Origin of the sequence: Streptomyces aureocirculatus (assembly GCF_000720475.1) — a bacterium.
Classification (GTDB): domain Bacteria; phylum Actinomycetota; class Actinomycetes; order Streptomycetales; family Streptomycetaceae; genus Streptomyces; species Streptomyces aureocirculatus.
The window spans coordinates 76,611-99,218 of sequence record NZ_JOAP01000022.1 but is presented as its reverse complement, the minus strand read 5'-3'; the positions used below and the strand labels follow the sequence as shown (position 1 = coordinate 99,218).

General features: G+C 68.3%; 21 protein-coding genes and 5 pseudogenes. 12 read left to right on the top strand and 14 right to left on the bottom strand.

Features of this window, described 5'->3' with window-relative positions; all coding sequences use genetic code 11:
- The first annotated feature begins 32 nt into the window (after positions 1–32).
- Positions 33–860, top strand: a complete 828-nt coding sequence (locus IG78_RS0121210; RefSeq protein ID WP_051852814.1) for a DUF4231 domain-containing protein — start codon at positions 33–35, stop codon at positions 858–860.
- A 78-nt stretch (positions 861–938) separates the two neighbouring features.
- Positions 939–1,430 (top strand): annotated as a pseudogene (locus tag IG78_RS46080) (helix-turn-helix domain-containing protein); the annotation flags it as partial.
- A gap of 18 nt (positions 1,431–1,448) precedes the next feature.
- Here IG78_RS46080 and IG78_RS46075 read toward each other — a convergent pair.
- A pseudogene (locus IG78_RS46075) lies at positions 1,449–1,657 on the bottom strand (IS5 family transposase); the annotation flags it as partial.
- A 277-nt stretch (positions 1,658–1,934) separates the two neighbouring features.
- Entirely contained in the window at positions 1,935–2,399 is a 465-nt protein-coding gene (locus IG78_RS0121195) for a hypothetical protein (protein ID WP_030565550.1), read from the bottom strand.
- A gap of 510 nt (positions 2,400–2,909) precedes the next feature.
- Here IG78_RS0121195 and IG78_RS52710 point away from each other — a divergent pair.
- Positions 2,910–3,206, top strand: a pseudogene (locus tag IG78_RS52710) (M12 family metallopeptidase); the annotation flags it as partial.
- A 186-nt stretch (positions 3,207–3,392) separates the two neighbouring features.
- Here IG78_RS52710 and IG78_RS0121190 read toward each other — a convergent pair.
- Positions 3,393–4,193, bottom strand: coding sequence for a bestrophin-like domain (locus IG78_RS0121190; protein ID WP_030565548.1), 801 nt, complete (start codon positions 4,191–4,193; stop codon positions 3,393–3,395).
- 612 nt (positions 4,194–4,805) lie between these two features.
- On the opposite strand from IG78_RS0121190, the gene IG78_RS51465 reads away from it, so the two are divergent.
- Positions 4,806–4,946: a hypothetical protein gene (locus IG78_RS51465; protein WP_225882143.1), complete on the top strand. Its 141-nt coding sequence runs from the start codon at positions 4,806–4,808 to the stop codon at positions 4,944–4,946.
- A gap of 132 nt (positions 4,947–5,078) precedes the next feature.
- Here IG78_RS51465 and IG78_RS0121180 read toward each other — a convergent pair whose 3' ends face one another.
- The 3 genes from IG78_RS0121180 to IG78_RS0121170 form a co-directional block, all read right to left on the bottom strand.
- Complete coding sequence (locus tag IG78_RS0121180) at positions 5,079–5,336, bottom strand: TetR family transcriptional regulator C-terminal domain-containing protein (protein ID WP_030565546.1); 258 nt, start codon at positions 5,334–5,336, stop codon at positions 5,079–5,081.
- Positions 5,317–5,958 carry an FAD-dependent oxidoreductase gene (locus IG78_RS42435; RefSeq protein ID WP_225882156.1) on the bottom strand — a complete coding sequence of 214 codons (642 nt, stop codon included), beginning with the start codon at positions 5,956–5,958 and terminating at the stop codon, positions 5,317–5,319. Before IG78_RS42435 ends, IG78_RS0121180 begins: the two co-directional genes overlap by 20 nt.
- A gap of 168 nt (positions 5,959–6,126) precedes the next feature.
- Complete coding sequence (locus IG78_RS0121170) at positions 6,127–7,419, bottom strand: PLP-dependent cysteine synthase family protein (RefSeq protein WP_199813285.1); 1,293 nt, start codon at positions 7,417–7,419, stop codon at positions 6,127–6,129.
- A gap of 233 nt (positions 7,420–7,652) precedes the next feature.
- Between IG78_RS0121170 and IG78_RS0121165 the strand changes: the two genes are divergently transcribed.
- The gene (locus IG78_RS0121165) at positions 7,653–9,062 is read left to right on the top strand and encodes an amidase (RefSeq protein ID WP_030565539.1); all 1,410 of its coding nucleotides are present in this window, start codon (positions 7,653–7,655) and stop codon (positions 9,060–9,062) included.
- Between the two features lie 441 nt (positions 9,063–9,503).
- Here IG78_RS0121165 and IG78_RS0121160 read toward each other — a convergent pair whose 3' ends face one another.
- Positions 9,504–9,971 (bottom strand): NUDIX hydrolase, encoded by a 468-nt coding sequence (locus IG78_RS0121160; protein WP_030565538.1) that lies wholly within the window; start codon positions 9,969–9,971, stop codon positions 9,504–9,506.
- Positions 9,972–10,474: 503 nt separating this feature from the next.
- Between IG78_RS0121160 and IG78_RS0121155 the strand changes: the two genes are divergently transcribed.
- Both IG78_RS0121155 and IG78_RS49315 read left to right on the top strand, forming a co-directional pair.
- A complete protein-coding gene (locus tag IG78_RS0121155; protein ID WP_030565536.1) occupies positions 10,475–10,744 on the top strand; it encodes a hypothetical protein in 270 nt (89 codons plus the stop codon).
- Between the two features lie 278 nt (positions 10,745–11,022).
- The gene (locus IG78_RS49315) at positions 11,023–11,370 is read left to right on the top strand and encodes a hypothetical protein (RefSeq protein ID WP_157855838.1); all 348 of its coding nucleotides are present in this window, start codon (positions 11,023–11,025) and stop codon (positions 11,368–11,370) included.
- Positions 11,371–11,805: 435 nt separating this feature from the next.
- Here IG78_RS49315 and IG78_RS0121150 read toward each other — a convergent pair whose 3' ends face one another.
- From IG78_RS0121150 to IG78_RS52700, 3 genes and pseudogenes are all read right to left on the bottom strand, one after another.
- Entirely contained in the window at positions 11,806–12,111 is a 306-nt protein-coding gene (locus IG78_RS0121150) for a hypothetical protein (RefSeq protein ID WP_157855837.1), read from the bottom strand.
- A gap of 3 nt (positions 12,112–12,114) precedes the next feature.
- A complete protein-coding gene (locus tag IG78_RS52705) occupies positions 12,115–12,507 on the bottom strand; it encodes a dsDNA nuclease domain-containing protein (protein ID WP_157855836.1) in 393 nt (130 codons plus the stop codon).
- 25 nt (positions 12,508–12,532) lie between these two features.
- Positions 12,533–12,799, bottom strand: a pseudogene (locus IG78_RS52700) (hypothetical protein); the annotation flags it as partial.
- Positions 12,800–12,841: 42 nt separating this feature from the next.
- On the opposite strand from IG78_RS52700, the gene IG78_RS51460 reads away from it, so the two are divergent.
- The 4 genes from IG78_RS51460 (at position 12,842) to IG78_RS0121120 (ending at position 15,993) form a co-directional block, all read left to right on the top strand.
- On the top strand, positions 12,842–12,994 hold the full coding sequence (locus tag IG78_RS51460) for a hypothetical protein (protein ID WP_225882142.1): 153 nt from the start codon (positions 12,842–12,844) through the stop codon (positions 12,992–12,994).
- Positions 12,995–13,432: 438 nt separating this feature from the next.
- Positions 13,433–14,308, top strand: a complete 876-nt coding sequence (locus tag IG78_RS0121130) for a 3-hydroxyacyl-CoA dehydrogenase family protein (protein ID WP_030565532.1) — start codon at positions 13,433–13,435, stop codon at positions 14,306–14,308.
- A 16-nt stretch (positions 14,309–14,324) separates the two neighbouring features.
- Positions 14,325–14,831, top strand: coding sequence for a PaaI family thioesterase (locus IG78_RS44185; protein ID WP_051852813.1), 507 nt, complete (start codon positions 14,325–14,327; stop codon positions 14,829–14,831).
- Between the two features lie 52 nt (positions 14,832–14,883).
- Positions 14,884–15,993: a 3-oxoacyl-[acyl-carrier-protein] synthase III C-terminal domain-containing protein gene (locus tag IG78_RS0121120; protein WP_030565527.1), complete on the top strand. Its 1,110-nt coding sequence runs from the start codon at positions 14,884–14,886 to the stop codon at positions 15,991–15,993.
- 39 nt (positions 15,994–16,032) lie between these two features.
- Here IG78_RS0121120 and IG78_RS51455 read toward each other — a convergent pair.
- The 3 genes and pseudogenes from IG78_RS51455 to IG78_RS0121110 form a co-directional block, all read right to left on the bottom strand.
- Positions 16,033–16,503, bottom strand: a pseudogene (locus IG78_RS51455) (GH92 family glycosyl hydrolase); the annotation flags it as partial.
- Between the two features lie 212 nt (positions 16,504–16,715).
- Positions 16,716–16,862: a hypothetical protein gene (locus IG78_RS49310; protein ID WP_157855835.1), complete on the bottom strand. Its 147-nt coding sequence runs from the start codon at positions 16,860–16,862 to the stop codon at positions 16,716–16,718.
- A gap of 944 nt (positions 16,863–17,806) precedes the next feature.
- Entirely contained in the window at positions 17,807–20,686 is a 2,880-nt protein-coding gene (locus IG78_RS0121110) for a toll/interleukin-1 receptor domain-containing protein (protein WP_249926123.1), read from the bottom strand.
- Between the two features lie 272 nt (positions 20,687–20,958).
- Here IG78_RS0121110 and IG78_RS42420 point away from each other — a divergent pair, with 272 nt between their 5' ends.
- Entirely contained in the window at positions 20,959–21,591 is a 633-nt protein-coding gene (locus IG78_RS42420) for a hypothetical protein (protein ID WP_051852812.1), read from the top strand.
- 355 nt (positions 21,592–21,946) lie between these two features.
- Here the strand turns inward: IG78_RS42420 and IG78_RS0121100 are convergent, their stop codons facing one another.
- Complete coding sequence (locus tag IG78_RS0121100; RefSeq protein ID WP_030565521.1) at positions 21,947–22,264, bottom strand: hypothetical protein; 318 nt, start codon at positions 22,262–22,264, stop codon at positions 21,947–21,949.
- Positions 22,265–22,608 lie beyond the last annotated feature (344 nt).

Genomic DNA, 22,608 nt, shown 5'->3' with positions numbered 1-22,608 from the left:
CAACCGTGCAGTGGATATGGGACCGTCAAAGCGTGTGGTCGCAGGCGGCCGACCACGCCAAGCGCGCGATCATGCGGGCCAGAACCGTCGCCCTCGTGCTGGGCGTGACGGGGGCGTGCGCCGGCACCGCTGCCGCGCAGATCATGACGTGGAGTGCTGAGGCGGGGAAGGCCCTGGCGTTCCTGGCGGCCGCCGCGGTAGCGCTCGTGCCGCTGGCCACCAAGCGGGCCGGCCCCCAACAGATGCAGGACTGGACCCGGTTGCGCTCCCTCAGCGAGGAGCTCAAGAGCGAGACCTATGCCTACCTCGCCCGCGTCGCCCCCTACCGGGACGCGGATGCCCCCCACCTACTCCTGGACCGCGCCGAGCGGGCCATCACGGACGCCGGAGACCTGATCGCCCGCACCATTCCCTTCACCCCGCGCCGACGCGCACTGCCCCCTGTCAGCGATGTCGGCTCCTATATGGAGCTGCGGGTCACCAGCCAGGTCGAGGAGTACTACCGGCCCCGGGCCGCGCACATGAGCCGACGGAACGCTCAGGTTCGACGGGTGGAACTGGTACTGGCCGCCACCGCCGCGGCCCTGGGCGCGGCATCCGGCGCTTTCGGGTCGGACCGGGCCACCGTGTGGGTCGCGACGGTCACCACGGTGGCCGCCGCGGTCACCGCGCACGCGGCGGCGTCCCGGTACGCCTACCAGGAGGTCGAGTTCTCCCGTACCGCCACGGAACTGGAAAGGCTGACGGCCCGCCGCGTCGGCGCACCCGACCCCGCCACCGACGACGCTTTCGTCGAACAGTGCGAACGGGTCATCTCCGCGCAGAACGAGGGGTGGATGGCGAAGTGGCTCAGCGAATAGATCATCGCGGCGGGGGCGGGGGCGGGCAACCTCGCGCCGGGCATGGCCGCGAAGGAGGCGTAAAGCAGGGGTGTACCGGTGAGCACGGACTATCAGCAGGCCCGCGAAGCACTCGGGGTGCGGCTGCGGGAACTCCGGCTCCCCGCCTCGGAAGGCCGGCTCACCGCTACCGCCCTGTCCCGTAAGCTCTGCTGGCCCCACTCCAAGGTCTCGAAGCTGGAGCTCGGCAGGCAGACGGCCACCCCGCAGGACCTGCACCAATGGGCCACGGCGTGCGGCCGGCCCGAGGCCTACGACGAGCTGCGAGCCCGCCTTGCGGGGTTCGAGTCACACATCCGCTCCTGGCGCAGACAACTCGCCGGCGGCCACAAGCCCGTCCAGGACGCCCACAACCAAGCACAGGCGAACTCAAAGACCCCGCGCACGTGGAGGCCCTCGTGGATCGTGGGCGTCCTACAGACCCCCGACTACGCCCGCGCCGTCCTCACCCGCTCCGCCGAACTCCACCAGTCCCCACGTGACATCGAGGCAGCCGTCCGCGCCCGCACAACTGAGCGTTCTGCCCTGTGGAGTGTGTTTGGTCCCGTGTCAGGTTCCGCGCCAGTTCAGGGTGGTCTCGCCGGTGAGTCTGCGGGCCATGAGGTCGATCATCGCGAGGTGGATCATGGCTTCGGAGCGGTGCGGGTGCCTCTCATAGTCGCGGGCGAGCTTGCGGTGGTACATGAGCCGGCCGTGCTGCGCTCGATGGTTCACCGCCTCGGGATGATTTTGAATCCCTTGGTGTCGGGGGCGCGCTGGACGGGGCCCGTCCGAGCCCGGATCGGAGGGCAGGGTCATGTTCACGGCCTTCGTGCAGGGCGGCGAGCAGCTCCGACCACAGGTCCGGGAGCGCGACAGCAGGCATGTCCTGCGCCGGGGTTCCGGGGACGATAACGGGGGGCAGGAGTACTCGTGTGGGCGTTAAGGCGTACCGGTGACGGACGCGTCGCGGTTGTTCATTCAGCCCCGCAAACGGCACCGCGTCATAGCGAGGCGCCCCGGCCCGGAGTGGGTGGGGCGCCTGGTGCGTGGGGTTCAGATGTTGAACCGTTCCACCTTCAGGAACCAGTTCTGCACACCCCCGCTGGCGCCCTGGGTCTTGAGCTTCACCCGCGCCGTGACATCTCGCGCGGCGAAGTCCGGGTCGAAATGCACCGTCCGGATCAGGGTGTGGTTGGACCACTCCGGGTTGCCGCGGGCGGTGGCGAACCGGTGGTTGCCGCTGAGCGGCTCACCCTGGCCGTCCCCGAAGAACACCGTGGCCTGTAACAGCCCCTGCCCGTCGTTGTTGGTGTCCGAGCACAGCGCCTCGGCGCTGAAGGTGGCGACGAACCGTGCTCCGTAGGACGGTTTGCCCTGGCCGAGCGCCAGGCTGATCTCCGCACTGGGGACTTGGACCCAGTCGGTGGACTGTGTCTCGAACCGATCGGCGTCCCACTTGCCGTACACGATGTTCGGGGCGCTGGTGATGCGGAACGAGGACTGCGGGGGAGTGCTCATACTTTTCCTCCAGAGGTTCTGCGAGACACGAGACGGTTGAAGGGAGGCTGCCCGCGCCCGATGACGGCAGCCGGACAGCGGCCGTGAGCCATCCGTGTGAGGGACGGCTCCCGGATGCGTCCACAGGGCTCAAGGTCCCGCACCGGCACGGCAATTGCCTCCCGCGCCGCCCGGTGCGCCAGGCGCGTTCCGCCTTCGGGGCCGTCCGCAGACGCCTCGACCCGCCAGTCCGCATCGACCCGCCAGTCCGCATCGACCCGAGCGAGTCCCGCGAGATCGACCGATGGCCCCTGGAGCTGAGGGTCCAAACCGACGCCCACTGAGTGGCTGTGGACCCGCGGAGGGCTGAGGACCCGTCCTTTCAGGGGACGATTCCCGGTGGGCCTTCGGTGGGGAGACCGCGTCCGGTCGACCGCGCCGGGGCACGGTGACCGCCCGAGGGCGGCTTCGTCGGGCATATGCAGCGGGACATACCCGGCAGCCGCTGCGCCCGACGCGCCTTGGGGGTTCATGAGCGCGATTCCCGATGCGAGGATGCGGTGGCCCCGCGGCGAGGTCCCCTACGAACTGGACACGGGGCTCCAAGACGAGGTCCGGCGGGCCATGGACCGCATCACCACCGCCGTGCCCAGCATCACCTTCCGGCCCCGGTCCGGCGAAGACAACTACCTCAAGACCCTCACCGGTGAGGACACCTGCTCCTCTGTCGGCATGGTGGGGGGCGAGCAGCCCCCGCGCCTGGCCGCAAAGGCGTGGCACGGCCGGGTCCTGCACGCACTGTGCCATGCCCTCGGCCTTTTCGGCGAGCACAACCGCTTTCGACCGCGACGAGCACCTGATCATCTACTGGCAGAACATCCAGCCAGGCATGGAGCACCGCTTCTCTCGTCTCCAGCCCGACCAGAACCTGCAAGATGGTGTACGACCGACCGCCGCCACCACAGGGCCAGTCACGTTCCTCTTCCGGCGCAGGCCGTATGCCTGCGGGGTGGTTCAGGCGCTTTGGCGGTTGCCCTGGTTGTCGCAGGGCAGGTCGGCGGGGGTGTGGTGGGCGAGGAAGTCGCGGGTGGCCTGGCGTTGCACTTCGGTGATGGCGGTGGGTTTGATGTCGATGATGCCGCCGAAGGGGCGGTCGACGTCCCGGATGATGCACAAGGTGGCGGTCAGGAGCGCGGTGATGACCGTGAGGGTGATGATCTGTCCGCGGTTGTTGCGGCGTGGAATGCATGTCCCCAGAGCCATCACGGTGATGACCAGGGTGGCGAGCAGGAACCACAGGATGACGCCGGGGATGCTCGCGGTGGCCTGGGTCAGGCGCTCCTCACGCTCGTCGGAGCGCTTGTTGTCGGCGGCGACCAGCATGCCGAAGACCGGCTTTCCTTCGGCTTCGCGGAAGACCTGGCGCAGGTCGGTGGACCAGACGCTGGGGGCCGGTGAGCCTTTGCCGTCGGCCATGGCGGGCCATTCCCGCTCGCGTACGGCGCGGGCGTAGCAGACGGCGTCCGCCTGGATCTTGGCCCGCTGTGCGGCGGGCGCGTACTCGGCGGTCTCCACGATCTGGTCGACGGCGCGGGCCTCGCCGCGTGCGGCGACTTCGGCTTTGCCGTAGGAGCCGTTGGCGGTGACCAGGACGAAGGCCAGCAGCAGCACGGTCAGTGTCAGCAGCGGGCCGACCAGGTCCTTGACACACATGCCGGCGTCGTCGTCCTCGCTCACCAGCCTCGGCCGCAGGAACCGGTTGGCGGCCAGACCCGCCAGCAGGGCCAGGACAGCGACCACGATGATCAGGACCACGAACGGCCACCTCCAGGCGAGACAAGCGACCCTTGCAAGGTAAAGGGGCACCGGGATCGTTATCGTTTCCCGCGTTGCGCGCACCTCCTGCCTGGCGAAACGTCTCTTCACCTTCGAACGAGCGACTCCTCGTGGGCCGAAGAGCCCCGCTCCCACCGCGCGGGGACATCTCGCCGCTGGTTGGTGGTGATGGCGACCAGGAAAGCGGCGGGGGATGCCGCCGGCGTCCTGGAGGGGGGCGAAGTCGGCGTGGCCCGCCGCCTCCACATCCCCGTCCGCGCCGCCCAGGCCGAGGCTGGGACGTGTGCGTCATCCTCACGCCATCCGCGTACCGATGGCTCAGCGAGGACACCGAAGGCGAGATCGAATCCTTGACGGATCGACCGGACACCCGGTGCGCTGGCAGTACAAGCCGCCTTCCCAGCCGGACGTCCTGCCCGCCCCGGACGCGATCCTCGTGGCCCCGCTCACCAACAACACGCTCGCGAAATGGGCCACTGCGATCAGCGACACCCCCGCCCTCGGCCTGATCACCGAGGGCATCGGCCCCGGGCTGCCGATCTCCGCCCTGCCCCACTTCACTTCAACGACGTCCAAGCCGCGCACCCTGCCGTGGCCGGCCACGTCGCCTTCCTGCGCGAAGCGGGCGTCACCGTGCTGCTCGGGGAAGGCGGCTTCGTGCCCCACAAGCCCAAGCACGGAGACCTCGACGCCTACCCGTGGCAGGCCGCCATCGCCGCACTCCCCGCTTGACCATCGCTCGCCAGATGGACGGGCCCAGGGGGGACCCGGGGTCCCAAGGCCTACACCCGCCAAGTGGCGGCCACCGGGCCGTGACCTCTTGGTCGGGTGCGCCGGTGAGTGCTCGGGTGACGGGCGAGAGGTTCAGCCGCTGGACGTACCGGATGCGCCCGGTGAGGGGGCGATCAAGGTGAGGGCGGCGTCGAGGAGGGCCTGGACGCGGTCGGGGGTGAACCTATCGGGTTCGATGGGGAACATCATCATCCAGCCGTCACAGAGGGCGGCGAGCAGGTCGGCGGGGATGTCGGCACGGACGGCACCTCGCGCCTGTCCGGTCGCCAGGAGCGAGGCGAGCAGGTCGCGGTGGCGCGAAATGGCGGCGTCACCGTGAGGACGGTCCACGCTCCTGGACCACTGCCGGGACACGACCTTTGAGGCCGCCGCCGAGGACGCGCACACCCCTTGACATCGGCCGGGGTCTTCCTTTCAGCTCCACTGCGTCCGATGCCGACCGGACAGAGAGGCGTGTCCGTGCATCGCTGGCTCTCCGAACGGCGCCGCTGATGATGCCGGTGCGCCTCGTCCAGCCGGTCGCCGCCAGGCGTTCGGGGGCGACCGGTTCGGTCTCGACCAAGCTGGTCCAGACGGGCGTGACCATCCGCTTCGGGGCGATCGCGAGGTCGCGGGAGTAGGCGTTGGTGGCCAGGAGCACCCGCTCGGCGCGGAGACGGATCCGGGTGTTCCGTTCGGTGCGCCGGAGCTGTCCCGGGGAGACCGCGGCGATGACGTTGCCCGTCGGTTCGTAGTCGCAGTCGATGGCGAGCCGCCCGATCAGCTCCTCGGTGAAGCGGGCCGCTTCGTCCGCGTACCGGATGAGCCCCGGCAGCCGGCGCGCGTACAGCGTCTTCAGCAGATGTGGATCACCCGCCAGCGCGTTCGACAAGTAGCCGGCATTGCGGGAACTTCCGCCCCAGCCGCAGAACCCGGACTCCAGCAGGACGACGTCCGCGCCGCGCCCTGCCAGCCGCAGTGGGCTTGCGGCGGCGATGTATGCGTACGTGGCCGGCGGGGGGAGCCGAGTCGGTGGCGCGGGGCCGCAGTCGGCGTGGCCCGGGCCCGGCCGCCGGGGTGTCCCTGCTCCGCCCGGATGAGAGGCAGGAGGATCTGCTACGGGTCCCTACGGCTCGGCCTGTCACATGTTCCACATGAGGCCGCGCGGAGCGGAGGGCTTCTTCCAGGACCTGGGCGGGGTCCAGTCGCCGGTGTCGAAGAAGCGCTCGACGGTGCCCATCCAGGGGCGGAAGTCGATTCCCTGCTGTTTGAGCCATGCGTCGTTGTAGTAGGTGTCGAGGTAGCGCTGGCCGGAGTCGCAGAGCACCGTGACGACCGTGCCGCTCTCGTGGCGCCGGTGCAGTCCGCGCAGGACCTTCAGAGCGCCGTACAGTCCAGTGCCGGTGGAGCCTCCGGGAGCGAAGCCGAGCCGCTCCCGGGCCACGCGCATGGTGGCGATGGAGCAGGGGTCGGGAACCCGGATCATCCGGTTGACCAGCGGGAAGAGGAAGGAAGGCTCGACGGTGGGCCGGCCGATGCCCTCGATGCGAGAGCCCTTCGCCGTCGCTTTACGGTTGTTGTCTCGCCAGCCGGGGAAGAACGCGGAGCCCTCGGGGTCGGTGACGCACACCCGCACCCGGCGCCCGGTGTAGCGCGCGTAGCGGGCCAGCGAGGCCGCGGTGCCGCCGGTCCCGGATCCCATGACGAACCAGTCCGGGTCCCACTCGCTGAGGATCTCGCCCGCCATTCCGTGGTCACCGCGCCAGTCGTAGGCGCGCTCGGCGTAGGTGAACTGATCCATGAAGTGACCGCGACGATCGCGGGCCACCTGCCTGGCCCGCTCGGAGATGGTCGCGCCGGTCGCCTCGACGATCTCGCCGCCCAGTTCGCGGATCGCCTGCTTCTTCTCCGCCGTGGTGCCGGAGGGCACCACGGCCACGAACTTGATGCCGAGCAGCTTGCTGAACCATGCCTCAGAGATGGCCGTCGACCCGCTGGAGGCCTCCACGACCGGGCTGTCGCGCTTGAGCCACCCGTTGGCCAGCGCGTTGAGGAACAGCGCCTCGGCCAAGCGGTGCTTGTGACTGCCCGAGGGGTGCACCGACTCGTTCTTCACCAGCAGCCGCGATCCACGCAGGCGCCCCGGCAACTCCAGCTCCAGCATCGGCGTCGGCTCGTACGTAAGTGCCCTGATCCGCCGGATGCGGTCATTGACCCAGCCGCGCTCATCCGGATAGCGGTCCGAGAGGTCGTCGTCCGTGCTGACATGCTCTGCGTCCGTGCTGACATGCTCTGCCCCGGCGGAACGCCCCGCCCCCTCGGCAGCCGTAGCCGCGACGGAACGGTTCGCAGCCCCGGCCGCACCCGCCGTCGTCGCGGTAGAGGTCAGGGCAGCCGTTCCCGCGCCGGCAAGGAGCACTGCACGCCGTGACACACCCATCCGACAACCTCCACGCATCCGTTGCAACCGCCACCCGGACCGGACAGCGGACCCTGCTAACAACCCGCCCGCGCCGGAGGATGCGGGGCCGGACGCGGACACCCCAGAAACCACCTGCGCGGCTCAACCACTGGGCGTGCCGCCGAAGGGGCCGGAGACCGACACGGCGCCGGGTGGCCGCGCCCGGCAGAGCGTACGCGGCCGTGCCACGTGGTACCTCTCGTCACATGAGTGAGCCGACACAGCTGACCGACCTGAGGGCCCATGAGCTGCTGGCCGGGTATACGCGCGGAGACTTCTCCCCCCTTGAGGTGACCCGCGCGGTCCTGGACCTGATTGAGCGCGTGCAGCCGCTGGTCAACGCGTTCGTGCGGGTGGACGCCGAGGCAGCCCTGGGTATGGCTGCGGCGTCCGCGCAACGCTGGCGCAGGGGCGAGCCGCAGGGGTTGCTCGACGGAGTGCCCGTCTCGGTCAAGGACCTGCTGCTCCAGGCGGGCGGCCCGACCCTGCGCGGCTCGCGCACCCTCTCCCCGCAGCGGACCTGGGACGAGGACGCTCCCTGTGTGACACGGCTGCGTGCCCAGGGGGCGGTGCTGCTGGGAAAAACGACAACGTCCGAGTTCGGCTGGAAGCCGGTCACCGACTCGCCGCTGACCGGTGTCACCCGTAACCCCTATGACCTGACACGTACATCCGGTGGCTCCAGCGGCGGCAGCGGCGCCGCCGTCGCGCTGGGCGCGTGCCCTTTGTCAGTGGGCACGGACGCCGGCGGATCTATCCGCATCCCCGCCTCCTTCTGCGGTGTCCTTGGACTCAAACCGACCTACGGACGGGTCCCGATCCACCCGCACAGCCCCTACGGCGCTCTGGCACACCTGGGACCGATGGCACGCGACGCGGCGGACGCGGCACTTCTCCTGGACGCGATCAGCGGCGAGGACTGGCGCGACGGGACACATCTGGGCCCTGTTCCGCCCCTGTCGGGCTGCCTGCACCGGGGTGTGCAGGGTCTGCGGATCGCCTACTCACCCTCGCTGGGGGGCAAGGCGGCGGTGGATCCGACGGTTGCCTCGGCAGTCCGCACCGCGGTGGAACACCTAGCGGATCTCGGCGCACAGGTCGAGGAGACCGACCCCGGCCTCCCGGACGTGGAGGACGCGTTTCGCACGCTGTGGTCAGGCTTCTCGGCGCGGGCCACACGCCACCTGAACGACGAACGGCGTGCCCTGCTCGACCCGGGGCTGCGGGAGACGGCCGCACGCGGCGCGGGCCTCAGCGCGCTCGACCACCTCGAAGCGGAAGAAGCCCGCTACGACCTGGGCCACCGCATGGGGCACTTCCACACCACATACGACCTGCTGGTCACCCCCACCATGCCCCTGACCGCCTTCGAGGCCGGCACGGACGTGCCACGGCGCACCGAGCACGCCGACTGGCTGGGCTGGACCCCATTCACCTACCCCTTCAACCTCACCCAACAGCCTGCCGCGACCCTGCCCTGCGGCCTCGACGACGAAGGTCTCCCCATCGGCCTGCAACTCATCGGGGCCCGTCACCACGACGCCCTCGTCCTGCGGGCGGCACATGCGCTCGGCACCGCGTTGGGACCCCTTCCACGCCCGCAGCCGTCCTCGTGAACGGCGCCCACAGCGATCTGCGGGGCGGAGCGTCTCGGCCGCGGTGAGCGGGGTCAAGGGCCGTGTGCAGCCAGAGACAGCGCCGCGGGTTGGCGGGCATCACCGCCCCACCGGTAGACACCCTGTGCGCCCGCTCGCTGACGATCTCCCGCCCCGACACCTCCTTTGCCCCGGGGCCAAGATCGCCGCATAGGCGTCCGTACAGACGATCAATGGTGGACCGCTGCGCGGGCGGAAGCCAGAACGGGCCTGCGGTCAGACGCAGACCCGTTCTCCGTGCCACGGAACTACGCCGTCTGCGTACGGCCCAGGCCCACGCCCCAGACGCTATCGGTGCCACGTCAGCCGGGCGGTGCGAACCCCTCTCCGCGGGCTTGCCGGCCCGCATACCGCTCACGAATGTCGCCGGGGCAAACAGGCCGGGCAGATGTTGACCCTGCCTCAGTGCTGGATCAGGCCACCGACCGGGACAGGAGCGATGTGGCCGGTTGCGGGAAGAGCCTGCGCCAGGGGGAGGCCGATGTCGACCAGCGATGGCCGTCGCAGGCCAGCGGCATCGGAAACCGGAGTCCAGACCGACTCGGCGATTTCGCCGTTCGGCTCAGGCCGGAGCTGGCCGCCAGTGATACGGACCCGGTAGAGGATGCCGACGTTCTGGTGTTCGACTCCCGCACGAGCGGTGGCCGCAGGGATCACCCGTGAGTCCACTCCCAGCAGGCGATCCATCACCGCGGTGCAGCCGGTCTCCTCGGCGACCGCCCGGATCACCGCATCGAACGGATCCTCCCCGTACTCGGCCCTTCCGCCCGGAAGAGCCCAGTGGCTCCCGCCCTCCGGTGGTACGTGATGGGCGAGCAGCACCCGCCCGTCCTCGATACACACGGCGTACGCCGCCAACCGGAAACTCATCCCCGCACCCCCCGCCGGACCCTATCCAACGTCCAGGATCCGCGCATCGCTACGCGGAGTGGAGCCAGATCAACTTCCTACGCCCTGGAACCACTTCTGTTCCGTGCGAACGGAGCCCAAAGAAGTGCTTACAAACATCTGCCAGCCCACAACGTTCTTCGCTACGGCGTCACCGGATTGGCGCCGCAATTTTTCCCTCAGGCAGCATTGCTACGCGCATGACGATGCGTTCAACCCGGGCCGCATTCACCCACCGGAGTTGGCCGACCTGCTGTGTAGCGTTGGGTTTGCTTCGGCGGGGCACAGTACTCATCAAGAGCAAGTAGTTTCTTCTGTGACGCTGCGGTGTCCGGACAAGCGCCCTCCAGAAGCCGGAAAGCACGGCCGTTCACGTAAGGTCCCGGCAAAAGGCAGCAGGCGGGCAGGAAGGCTCACCCTCTGCACACACTCACACAGACCTTTTCCGCTGCGCCCTGTAACCGCTGCACCCGAAAGGACAAGTCATGTCCCATCGCGCGTTCATCACTGCTTGCCTCGGTTGCCTTGCTCTCACGATGTCGAACGTCGCTGGCACTGCAGCCGCAGGCGGTCGTGACACCACAGACCACTTCACCCGCATCCGGCTGGCAGAACCTCCCCCGACCATCACCCTCTCGGGGGTCCCCCACGGCGACCACTTCGACCACAATGGGTTCAGTTACGGCAAGATGCCCGTCAGTGAATTCAAGAAGCTGGCCGGACAGAAGTTCAAGGGCATCGATCCCATCTTCTAGATGAAAACGGGCCACAGCCGGGCAAGGAGACCAACGCCGGGAAGAGGAACGCCGAACATCACATCGATAAAGGGCACGCGGACAAGGCCACCAAGAACATCTGCCGCAAGGAAGGCGACTGCTACTTCTTCGGCAAGCGGGACGAAAAATGGCCTCGACTAAGGGATAGCAGCATCGTCCAAGCGTGTGCCGGCGGACCTGTCACAGTTAAAGTTGCAGTTTCAAGGAAGTTTGAGAACGTCCACAAAAAGACTACAGGGTGGTCTGCCGGAGCCGACTTGAAGGCAGGCATTGAGGGCGGGGCGACGTCGGCCGAGGGGATCGCGAAGTTCCAGTACTCATCAACAACGGAGGTGACCCACAGTTCCGGTCAAACCCTCACGCAGGAAGCCACCTTTGTGGTAAAAGAAGGACATGAGGCCAGGCTGCGGGTGAAGTTCAATGGAGGCACCTACTATGGATTCGTCGTCACGAAGCCAGATACCGACGGCCACTACAGGATGTGGCCGGCGCATGTAGCTGTGAAAACCCCGGGCGAGGACGCCGAGGAAATTCACAGGCCGTTCGGCGATGAGGCAGATTGCAGTGACAAAAATAAACGAATCTCCGAGGGTCGTCACACGTAACGGGCACTGTACCGGTGGCGCTAGAGGCGGACCTCGGCGAGCAGGCTCCATCAGGGGCAGCACGGCGCCCGCCTCGGCCCGCTGCTGTGCCGGGCCGAGGAGTCTGGTCAGCAAGCGGACCGGGGTAGAGGTGGGGGCATGTGGCTTCTTTCGCGCGACATCGGCATCCCGGGCGGTGCGCGCTGTGTGAAAAGACAGACGGTCGTGCGGGCCGAGCGGTGACGCTTCCGGCCGGCCCTCGGCGACGGAAGCTTCGGGGGCTTCATCCGCCGCGCGGCCGGGCGTTCACAGGCCCGTGGCACCATGGAGGCCGCCAGGCGCGCCCACCGTCAACCAGGCGCGCGGGCACATTCCGTACCGCGTGACCCCGCCGGTGCCCTGGGGGCACCAACGCACACCAGGCTGTTCCCCGGCGCAGCCCTTGCGTGAGCCGGGTCAGATGCCGCTCTCGCCGGGCAGAAGGCGTGCATCGTCCTGTGCTCGCCGCCGCCACTTCCGCTGACGGTCGAGGACCGCCACGCTACGGCGGCGGACGGTCAGCAGCGCTTGGTGCGGGTCCGTGCCGTGGTAGTCGCCCAGCGTCTGCACCAAGTCCTCGAACGCACCCGGAACGGCCGGCACCGCCGCGGTGACGATCTCCGGGTCGGCCCGCATGACCGGCTGGCCGTCCTCGTCGAAAGCGAAGGCCTGAGCGACCATCAGAAGGCTTGCCAGAGCCTTGCTCCGGAGCACCTCGGACAAGGTTCAACTGTCCCGTTTCTCCCGGGACTTGATCTGCTGAAAGTCCCGCAGCGCCACGCCTTCTGCCACTGTGCCGCCGGTCCGGGCGACCAGGACATCCTCGAAATGCTCGCACGTCACATGGAGCACTCCGCCACCCGCCAGCATCTCCAACACCCCACGGAGCGCGGCCTGCGCCTGGTAGGTGAAACGCTCCTCGGTCGCCGAGCCCGTGCCGTCAGGCGCCGGAAGACCGCATGGATCCTGCGTCCCCCGATGATCCCCTCTGCGGGGCGGTTTCCTCCGGCCGCAGCATAGTGACAACCCGTCATACGGGCGCGGGCGGGCGCGACCGGCGCCAGACGACGGCCGACACCGGGTGGAGCGCAAGCCGGCGGCCGAGAAGCGCCACCGCACAGCCGGGGAACATCGACTACGGCGACTACGGTCGCAGTTCGGGGAATGCCTCCTCCCAGACGTCCCTGACGGCCCTGCCGATGAGCCTGTGGAGCACCGGCCACAGCTCACGCAGGATGTCCCGGTTGAGGAAGCGGCACAGGTCGTCACGCATGCCTTCGGTGAGCACTGTCCTGTACAGGCTCATGCGCCGGCGCGGCAGGTCCAGATCGAGGGTGCGCAGTCCGGATCAGGCGATGCGCAGCGGTAGCTCCATCTGCCCGTGCTCGGGTCCGGAGAGCCCGCACAACGCGGCTGCACGAATTCACGCACTGCTTCATCGCGGCCATGGAGCGTGACTCTCGTCGCGTGTACGAAGAAACTTCACTCCCGTCCCTTCGTCCGTACCGCCCTCCACGGCTGGGGCATCCGCGAACGCGCGGACGACATCAGGCTCTGCGTCAGTGAACTGGCGACCAACGCGCTGCTGTCCGGTGTCACGCCCTGACGCGGCTTCCAGATCCTCGTCCACCGTGACGGCGACGTCACCGGGCCTGAGGTGCACGACAGCGGCGGCGGGTGGCCCCGGCCGGGCACCCGTGGCGACGACGGCGCTGGGTCGGGGCGCGGGCTGCTGCTCGTGGCGGCTCCGGCCGACAAGTGGGGGGCATGGAACGCGATCCCGGCAAGATCATCTGGTGTGGATTCGCGCAGGCCGCCGCGGCTCAGGGGGCAGATCCCCCATCAGGGCGACGATGAGGTGCGGCGCGGCACCGGTTTGCGCCGTTCGGGTCATTCTGGCCCTCCCCGAGGCGCAGCGCGCGCAAAGCCGGGGAGGCATGAGTTTTCGGGATGACCGGTGAAACGGGGTGGCCGGTGAAAACGGAGAAACGCGACGTCGCAAGATCTTGCCGTTGCTCGGTACGGATATGGGAGATGCCTACGGATGGGCCATCTGACTGGAGTCGCGGGCGCCGGGGTGATGGGCGGAGGGATCGCCCTGGCGGCCGCGCTGGCAGGATCCCCTGTTCTCGTCTGGAGCCGAAGGGAAACGACGCTTCGGTCCTGCATCGATAAATGCAAGAAGGACTTGGGCAGAGCCGTAAAAAAGGGGTGGATCGACGAGGTTTCTGCGGACGAGGCCGTCGCGCGAATGCAGCCGGTGGCTGATGTGCGTGAGCTGGCGGCGGCTGACCTGGTCATCGAAAGCGTGGCCGAGGACCTCTCTGTGAAGACGGACGTCCTCACAGAGCTCGACCGCGTCTGTGACGAGAACACGATTCTGTCCACCAACACCTCGTCCATCTCGATCGATGTCCTCGCAGGGGCTACCCGACGGCCACAGAACTTCCTGGGCACACATTTCATCTATCCGGCCCCGATCCGCCCGCTGGTCGAAGTCCTCACCGGAACGAAGACCAGCGAGGAAACGGTGTCGCGCGTTCGCACGCGTTTCGAGGGGTGGGGGAAACGCTGTCTGGTCGTCGAGGACGGGGTATCCGGCCCTGTCGTGAACCGCCTCTTCGGTGTGCTCGCGGCCGAGGCGATGCGCCTGCACGAATCCGGGGCCGCGAGTGCGGATGATATCGACGCGATCTGTGAGCTGGGATTCGGGCATGCGACAGGTCCGCTCAAATCACTCGACGCCGTGGGGCTCGATGTGGCACTGGCGAGCCTGGAGAACGCATACGAGAGGACAGGACAAGCTGTCTTCGAGCCGCCGGAAATTCTGGCTCGCATGGTATCCGAAGGGCTTCTGGGCCGAAAATCCCGGAAGGGCTTCTACGAATACCCGAGCACACGGGAACGCCGCGCCGATTGAGGGGACAGAGAGACGCATGAGCACGCGCGATGAGACGGCGGTGAGCCGCAGGACGTACTCCTTCCACGACCCGTCCGCTCAGGTTCCGACTCTTCTGGGCATGGACGGCCTCCAGTTGCTGCGTGGACTGCAGGAGGGTTCACTCTCGGCGGCTCCGCTGGAGTCCACCCTGGATTACCGGGTCGTCGAGGTCGATCGGGGGTCGGTGACCATCGGTGTGCGGCCCCGCGAGTGGCACGGGACCCACAGCGGGAATGTGCACGGTGGTCTGATCGCGTCCGTGGCGGACGCCGTGTGCGGGTATGCCGTCCAGACTCATCTGCCGGCCGGTTCATACGCCGTGACCGCGAAACTGTGCGTCAGTTTCCTGCACCCGGTCAGCCCTGGGCGGCAGGCGCTCCGCTGTGTGGGTTCAGCTCCCGAACCCGAGCAGGGGTGTTCCCAGGCGACCGCCGAACTCGTCGACCCGAACGGGAAAGTACTGGCCGAGGCGACTGCCACCGTACGCGTCCTGTCCGTGTAGCCGCTCGCCGGGTCACGCATGCTCATCGAGGCACCAGCCAGGAGGGCCATCAGTGGTCGCGCCGAACAGCTTCGCGTACAAAATCACAGGACTGGCTGTGGAGTTGGGCGATCAGGTCGACATCGCGACCTGGGCGGAGAGGGCCGGAATCCCGGACAAGAAGCATCCTGGCTCGATCATGTCAGGAAAGGCTCTGCAACACATTCTGGGAGTGACAGGCAAAGCCTGGGCTCCCGACCGCTTCACCGACGCCAGTGTTCTCACACAGGTCGCCCGGACGGCTCTCGACTCGGCGGCGATCACGGTCGAGGACCTCGATGCGCTGATCCTCGTGTCCTGCACGCCGTTTCAAGTGATGCTCGACCAGGACGCGCTGAGCCTGGCACGCGATCTCGGCCTGCCGGACGCGGTCGCTCCGCTCCAGTTGGGGGCCGGGTGCGCGGGGCTGGCCCGCGCGGCGGAGCTCACCCGCAAGATGAACAGTGAAAGAGCCCTGGTCGTCACCTACAACGTGACGAGCCGCCACGCCGTCGACTCCCGGGGGGCCGTGTACTCGCACGGCGTCGGGAACAAGGATCACCCTTTCGGAGAATTTCTGTGGGCTTCTGCCGCACTGTTCTCCGATGCCCTGGCCGCTGTAGTGCTGACGCGAGCCCCGGACAGCGACGGAATGTCGTTCTACAGCCGTGACACGCGCTCCTTCGCGGGCGGCCCGGGGATCACCGATCCGCTCATCCACTACCCGGGCGGAGGAGCCGAACATCCACCAGGGGAAAGAAACTCCACGCTCCTCATGACGTACGGCATGAACAGCGACGAGATCATCGACTACTACATGCGGGGCATGCTGGAAAATCACCAGACCCTGGAGCAGCACAGGCCCGGCTATCTCGACCAGGTTTCCCGTGTCTACACGCACCAGGCAAGTCCGCGCCTGGTGGAAGCATTCGCGGAATCGGTGGGCATGTCACAGGAGAAAGCCCCTTCCAACGCGGCACGGTTCGGAAACACGGTCTCGCCCTCCACGTTGGCGCTGTTGCAAGAAGATCTGGCGAAGGGGGCCCTTTCCGCGGAAGACCCGGTGTGCTTCAGCGTGGTCGGATCGGGACCAGAACGTGGCGCCTTCATCACCTCGGTCCACCTCGGTTCCAGGAATCCGTAGAGGCCCCGCCCTGCCGCCACGCCCTCCTGGGGAGGGTCGGCTCAGCAGTTCCACCTCCGCCAGGGCCGCCGCGCCGTCCGGCGCCAGCCGGTAGTGCCGGTACGTCCCCGGACGCGTCACTGTGAACATCCGCGTCTGCTGGTCCCAGGCGAAGGACTCACCGGAGCGCTTGTCCGGCTGCTTCCACGTCCGGCGGTCGGCGTAGCCTTCCAGCACCCAGCACCCAGCACCCAGCACCCAGCACCCAGCACCCAGCCGCGCGGCGCCTTCGCCCCGCCGGTCGACGACGTCAGCGTGTACTGCACGGCCTCAATCTCCTTGCTGACCGGCAGCTCCACAGTTCCAGCCTCCGAAGTGGCCGCGTGGCGGAGAAGTTGTCGAAGAGAGCGCCGTCACCCTTGAGGGTGCCACGCCTCGGTGACGGCACCTTGTCGTCCTGGGTGATCGACGTGGGCTGGGCGTTCTTGCCGGAGCCCAGGCGGACGGCTTCGGGCCCATGTCGAACTCCAGGACCTTCGGGTAGGCGAATGCGGGCATGTCGCAGACCGCTCTCGACCGCGCGGCCCGATTGCGGCCAACGGGCAGGGCATAGAGGCGAGTCCCCGGCTGCCGCTGGCGCCTGGACCCGATCGGGACCAGGGCCGTCGGCCCTCCGCGCGGGAGCGTTCAGCGAACTCGCATGTGCCACACGGGAGTTGTGGTGATCTGGGCTCCCCGGGGCGTTACGTGGGAGAGGGACCGAGGGCTGTGTGCGGGGCCGGGCGCCAGGACGCCGCCCGCGGGCTGCTCTCCTCATGGCGTAGCCGTACGCCGATCACCGACCAGGGCGCGCCGGTCAGCACCGGGTGCCGGATCTCGTCCTGGGTCACCTGTTCCTCCGCGCCGCTCGGCTCGCCTCACGGCAGTATCGCCGCCGGGCCCGTGCCGGCGGCGAGGCTGGCGAACATCCGCCCGGTGGACGGGCGCAGGCTGTTGCCGCTCCCATGTGTTCCTGGCCCGGCCGCGGGGCCGGCGTAACCAGGTGTGGGAGACCGATCACGTCCAGGCGCCGGTGCTGGTCGACGTCGATGGCAGGGCCCGCCGGCCGTGGATTACCTGGTTCACCGACTGTGCGACGAACGCGATCACCGGTGTGGCGGTCACGCCGGTGCACCCGTCGCGGGAGTCGGTGCTTGCTGCGCTGCGCTCCGCGGTCCTGCGTGAGGATCCCTACGGACCGTTCGGCGGCGTGCTCGAGAAGGTACGGGTGGACCGTGGAAGGGCATGTTCCTGGCCGCGCTGCCCGGCTATGCCCGCCAACCGCGCCCCGGCAAATGCTCCTCCCGTCCGAAGGGCGAAGTGCTGCTGGACTTCGAGGACTTCACACCCAGCTTCTGGCCTGGACGCTCTTGTGGAACACCGAGCACCGCCCGGCGCCGTTGCGGAGCAAGACTCCGCTTCAGGCGTGGCAGGACGATCCCACTCCGCTGCGGGACGTGCCCGCGACGGATTTGTGGACGTTCACCCGCCTCCTACTCCACGCAGCACACACAAGGCACCGATTGACCCTCATGGCTGTTCAGCCACCACACTCGACGGCGAGACGCAGCCGGTAGCCGTGAAGCTGGGCGCGCGGACAGCGAACCTCAAGTCCCGACGCGACAAACTCCCTTCCAGCCAACATGCGTGGCCAAAATTCTGAAGGGTCTTCTGTTGAGATCACGGCGGGCCAGTTCCGTCGGTCGTCGTGACGGCCAGGGTCGAGTCGGAGATGATGCAAAAATGTTCATTACCGGTACCCGGGGGTGATGGGGCGCGAGGTTTCTCGTGTCCCTCAGTGGCAGGGCGCCTTCACATCCAGGTCTTTCAGGTAACGGTTCCGTTCCTGGGCCGGCAGCGGCTGGCTCACCAGGCCGCACAGCAGGTCGTGCCATGCCTCCACGCCGACCGTGCGGCGGACGATCTTGTGGTCGGGGCCGAGGGTGAGGATGTCGTCGGCGGGGCCGGGGACGACCTGCATGCCCTCGTTCTGCCGCGCGGAGCCGGTTGGGGGGTCGGTGGTCCAGACGTCGAGCTGGTCGCCGCTGCTCGCGTCCAGGACGCGTACACCCTGGGTGCTCTCAGTCCTGAAGCCTTGGAACAGCAGACTGCTGTCCCGGCTGAACGCCACGTCGTCTGTGTTGTGGGGCAGGGACCCGGTGACGCGCACGCGTCGGCCGGAGTCGAGCTGCACGACGTACACATGGCTGTCCATGTCGGAGAAGGCCGCCTGGTTTCCCTCTTGGTCGACGCCGATGCCCACGGGCTGGACCTCGGCCGGCAGGGTGGTGTGGGCGGCGTGCTCGAAGGAGTGATCGCCGTCCCAGCGCCAGGTGTCGATGCTGCTGCCCTCGCTCAGAACGATCAGGGCCCTGCGGTCCCCGCTCAGGTGGATGGAAGTGGTGGTGTACTTGGGCTGCGGCATCACCGTGGTGCGAGTGCAGGTTCGGGTGTCGAGCACCTCCACGGCGCCTTTCCAGACGCCGACCACATATCGGTCGTCCGGGAGGAAGAACACGCCGGGGCGAAGAAGCCCAGTGGAAACGTCGTCGAGGGTCACGCCGCAGTCCGTGCGCTTTCCGGTGCGCAGGTCCCAGATGTCGAACCGCCCTTTGTCCTGGTTGCCTTCCACGCTCTGCATGCCGACGTACTTCTTGTCCGCACTGAGCGTGTAAGCCGTGTCTTCCAGGTTCACGGACAGGTTGGCGTACGGAATCCCGCCGAGACGGCGGCCGGTGTGCGGATCCCAGAACTCGGTCCGTCCCTTGGTCCGGTGCACTGCCATCCGTCCGTCGGGGGTCAGGTCCCCGAAGGTGAACTCCTTGCTCCCCAGGGGGACTTGCTGTCCCCGTCGGGCTCCGGTGGTGAAGAGGTTGAACTCACCGCCGTACGAGGCGACGGCCACCTGGGCGCCGTCGGCCGACGCGGCGAGAGTGCTGGCCGGCCGGACCAGTCGGCCCAGTGTCGTACGGGGCCGCAGGGCGGCGTCGTACAGCCGGACCGTGCCGTCCCGCCCGCCCACCACGAAGGTCCCCTTGCCGTCGGCGACCGTCATGTCCTCGTACGACTTCAAGGGCCGTGCGGCGATACGGCGGCGCTGTTCCAGGTCCCACACCTCGGCGCGCTTCGGCGTCCGAGTCAGGGCTTTACGCGCCCCGTCGAACAGCAGGATCTTGCTGTATTTCAGGGCTTCTGCGGGGGCGCCGGTCATTCCGGGCACAGACCGGGCAGCCTCCCAGCGCGCCGGACTTGTCAGGAATTCCCGGACCTCCTGGCGGCGGCTGTCGACCAGGGTCATCCGGGAGCCGCTCGCGGAGAACCCGAGCCCGATCCGGGTATCGCTCACCCGCAGCCGGGTGACCTCGCGCCCGCTGGACGCCCGCCAAACGACCAGGAACGCCTCGCCCTCGGGAGTGAAGTGCGAGGCTGCGACCCAGCGTCCGTCGGGCGAGAGGACGAGGGCGTGGAGCCCATGCAGGGCGTGCGGGAGGTCCTCCGTGTGCCCAGTGGCCATCGTGCGCAGCAGTTTGCCGGTCCGGGTGTCCCACAACTGGACCCGGTTGAGGTAGGCCTCCGTGACCAGAACACGGCCGTTACGGCTCAGCGCCCTGGGCGTGCCCTCGGCGCGCACCGCACGCGACTGCCGGGCAGAGCGCACATCGTACAGGCGTACGCCCTCCGTCTGGTCGAACTCCGAGCGGTACGCGGCTGTCGTACCGTCCGCGCTGAGGACGACGTCGGTATAGGCCGGGCGGGACGCACCTTCCTGTCCCGTCACGGAGTCGGCGTCCGCCCGCAGCCGCCGTTTGGCGTGCGGGGCTGCGGCCACGGCCTGGGCCAGGGCGCGCCGGGACTCGGGGGTGGACCGGGTCTTCTCGGCGTAAAGGGCGTACTGCGCGGCCTGGTTGGGGCTGCTCGCGAGCAGTTGCCCGGAGCGGGCGGCCAGCGCCTGTGAGGCGGAGGTGCGGGCCTGTGCGGCGGCTTCGTCACGCTGTCTGCTGGCGTCGAAGAAGCCGTATACCGCGAGGACGAGCAGCGCCACGAGCAGGGCGACGCTCGACCAGCCAAGCCGTTTGACGAACCGGAGTTGCCTGAAGTCGTCGTGTTCCAGCTCTTCCTTCGGGCGGCCGTGCAAGGGCGCGGCCAGCGTAGCGACCGCAGCGCGGAAGGGCGGGTATCGCAGGGAGCGATGGCCTTGTTCCTCGATCTCGCGGAGGTCCACCCAGAGTGGTGCGGATGTGAAGTGGCCCATGAGGTTCTGTGGCAGGCAGGTGGTCTCCTGCCGGTCGAAGTCGCCGGTCCTTTCGTCCCACGCGATCTCACCGCTTGCGACGGCGATGAGCAGGTGCTCCGTGTCGCGCTCGCGCAGCCAGTAGTCGACTTCCTTGGCTACCCAGGGCGAGTCGGCGGCCTCCGGGGAGGCGAGCAGGATGAAATAGCGGGATCGTGCCAGTTCGCGCTGGATCGACTGCCACAGGTCGTGGTTCGCCGGCAGGCTGGTGACGTCGCGGAAGACACTCATCCGCATGGGCCGGAAGCGCGGGACGGCCAGCCGTTCCAGGCCTCGCTGGAGCTTTTTCGCGAGCGGCGCGTTCTTGCTCTGGCTGTACGAGATGAAGGCGTCACGCTGCCTCGTACCGTCCGGCGTCGTGGCTCGCGCCTCAGCCTCTTCCACAACATCATCCATGGCGCCCCCGGGATCTGTCCTGCGTGGCCACGTTGCCCTCAATGCGCTGGCCGACACCCATGCGTACCATGCCCGTTGAGGACGTAAGACCTCATCCCGAAAAGCCGTCTCGTGGTCCTCGACATGTGCGCAGACGAGCTGAACAGACGATCCGCTAGATTGGTGATCGGCGGCGCGAGGGATGACTTGGGGGCGCGATGAATCGGTGGCATCCGGTGACCCGGCGACTCCGTACTCCGGCCGCGCGGATCTGCATCTCTGTGCTCATCGGTGCCGGGGCCGGACTGGTCGTCTTCGGGGTCACCCAACTGTCCGGACGGAACCTGTTCATTGTCACCGGTGCCTTCGCCGGGGCGGTCAGTGTGCTGGCCTTTCAGGTGTACGGGCGTGCTGCCAGGCTGACTGAGGTGCGTGTCACGGTGCCGCAGCTCAGTGAGCTGACCTTCGTGGTGAACAACGAGGCCAAGCAGGTGGCTTGGCGGTTGTTCGTCGAGACTGTCACCCGGGTCTCGACCCAGCCGCTGGCCGGTGACGCCGGCCTGCTGCGGGAAGCCCTCACGTCGTTGTACGGCCTGTTCGGCACCGCTCGGGAGGCATTGAAGTCCGCGCGCCCCTCGGTGCAGGCCACGGGTGAGCAGACAGTGGAGTATCTCGCCATCACCATGCTCAACCGTGAGCTGCGGCCGTTCCTGTCCACTTGGCACCCCCGGCTCACGGCATTCGAGCAGCAGGATCCCAGCCGGCCCGAATCAGAGTGGCCGCAAGGCGCTGACTGCCGGGCAGAACTCCGCGTGGTGCAAGACAACCTCCGGGAGTACGCGCTCGGTTTCGCACGGCTGGCAGGCGTCAAGAACGCCAGGATGCTGATAGACGGCGCAATGCAAGCCGAGTGACCCCCTGACAGTGAGATCGCCCGGAGCAGGGGGCAGTGTCCACGGTCGCCGACCTTCTTGCTACGCGGCGCAGCGGGCATCCATGGACGGGCCGGCCGTTCCCCACCGGATGAGACAGCCGGGAGAAGCCAGGCACCACGCTGGTAGAACCCGACCCGGCGGTGGAACCCGGCGTCGACGTCCCCCGGGCCGCTGTAGGCCGGACAGCCGCCCAACGCGGGCCGCCCGGCCCATGGTCCGTACCTGTCCACCGCGCATCGACACACTGCCCGCCCTCGCCATAACAGTCTTTCGACTGCCCGTGGCCTCGCGCACACGCCCTTCTTCGATGACAAGGCAGGCGCGGATCTTCCCGTTACAACTGCTCGACACGCCGCCGGGCCGCGTCCAGCTCGCGCTGTTCCGTATAGGCGCCATCGCCGTCGGCAGGAAGCGAACCGTAGCGTTGGCCCATGGCAACGCATACCGCCTGACGTCGGCGCTCCAGGGTTCGGAATGTGCTGCTGCTCGGATCCGCGATAGTCTTCCCAGCGGCTTTCACGGCTCTGGCCAGGGCCGGCGCAAAGCGCGTTGCCTCCAGTTCAGCCGCCTCCCGCTCCTTACGCCCAGCCTCGCGCCGCTGCTGCTGGAGCCCAGGCCAGGCGGGAAAATCGTCGGCGGCGGGCACGGTCATGGAAGGCGGCCTTCCTCGTGTCCGGGGTCGTACGGCTCGGGCCGGAGCGAAGACGAACAGCAGGGGCGCGAAGGAGCCGGTCAAGGTACGGCCCGGCGTAAGTCTCTTGCCAGTGGTTGCTGTGCGCGGGCGGCGTTCCCGCGCCCGGACGGCGAAGCGTTGCGGTAGGCGCGCGCCAGCTTGGGGAGCATAGGACATGGTGCGGTCTATCTCCACGAACGCGCTGGAGCCGTCGGCCAGGAGCGCCACTCCGGCCGGGTACCAGGTTCCCGGCCGGAGTGGGGTGAGCGGTTCCATCTGCGGGTCAGTGTGGTCGGCGTGGTCGGCCGCCTGCGCGTGGTGAA

Coding starts and splice junctions, on each gene's coding strand:
- IG78_RS0121100 (WP_030565521.1), bottom strand. CDS start 22,264: ATGACCGTGCCCGCCGCCGACGATTTTCCCGCCTGGCCTGGGCTCCAG.
- IG78_RS0121165 (WP_030565539.1), top strand. CDS start 7,653: ATGAGTGAGCCGACACAGCTGACCGACCTGAGGGCCCATGAGCTGCTG.
- IG78_RS0121160 (WP_030565538.1), bottom strand. CDS start 9,971: ATGAGTTTCCGGTTGGCGGCGTACGCCGTGTGTATCGAGGACGGGCGG.
- IG78_RS0121155 (WP_030565536.1), top strand. CDS start 10,475: ATGTCCCATCGCGCGTTCATCACTGCTTGCCTCGGTTGCCTTGCTCTC.
- IG78_RS44185 (WP_051852813.1), top strand. CDS start 14,325: ATGAGCACGCGCGATGAGACGGCGGTGAGCCGCAGGACGTACTCCTTC.
- IG78_RS0121195 (WP_030565550.1), bottom strand. CDS start 2,399: ATGAGCACTCCCCCGCAGTCCTCGTTCCGCATCACCAGCGCCCCGAAC.
- IG78_RS0121130 (WP_030565532.1), top strand. CDS start 13,433: ATGGGCCATCTGACTGGAGTCGCGGGCGCCGGGGTGATGGGCGGAGGG.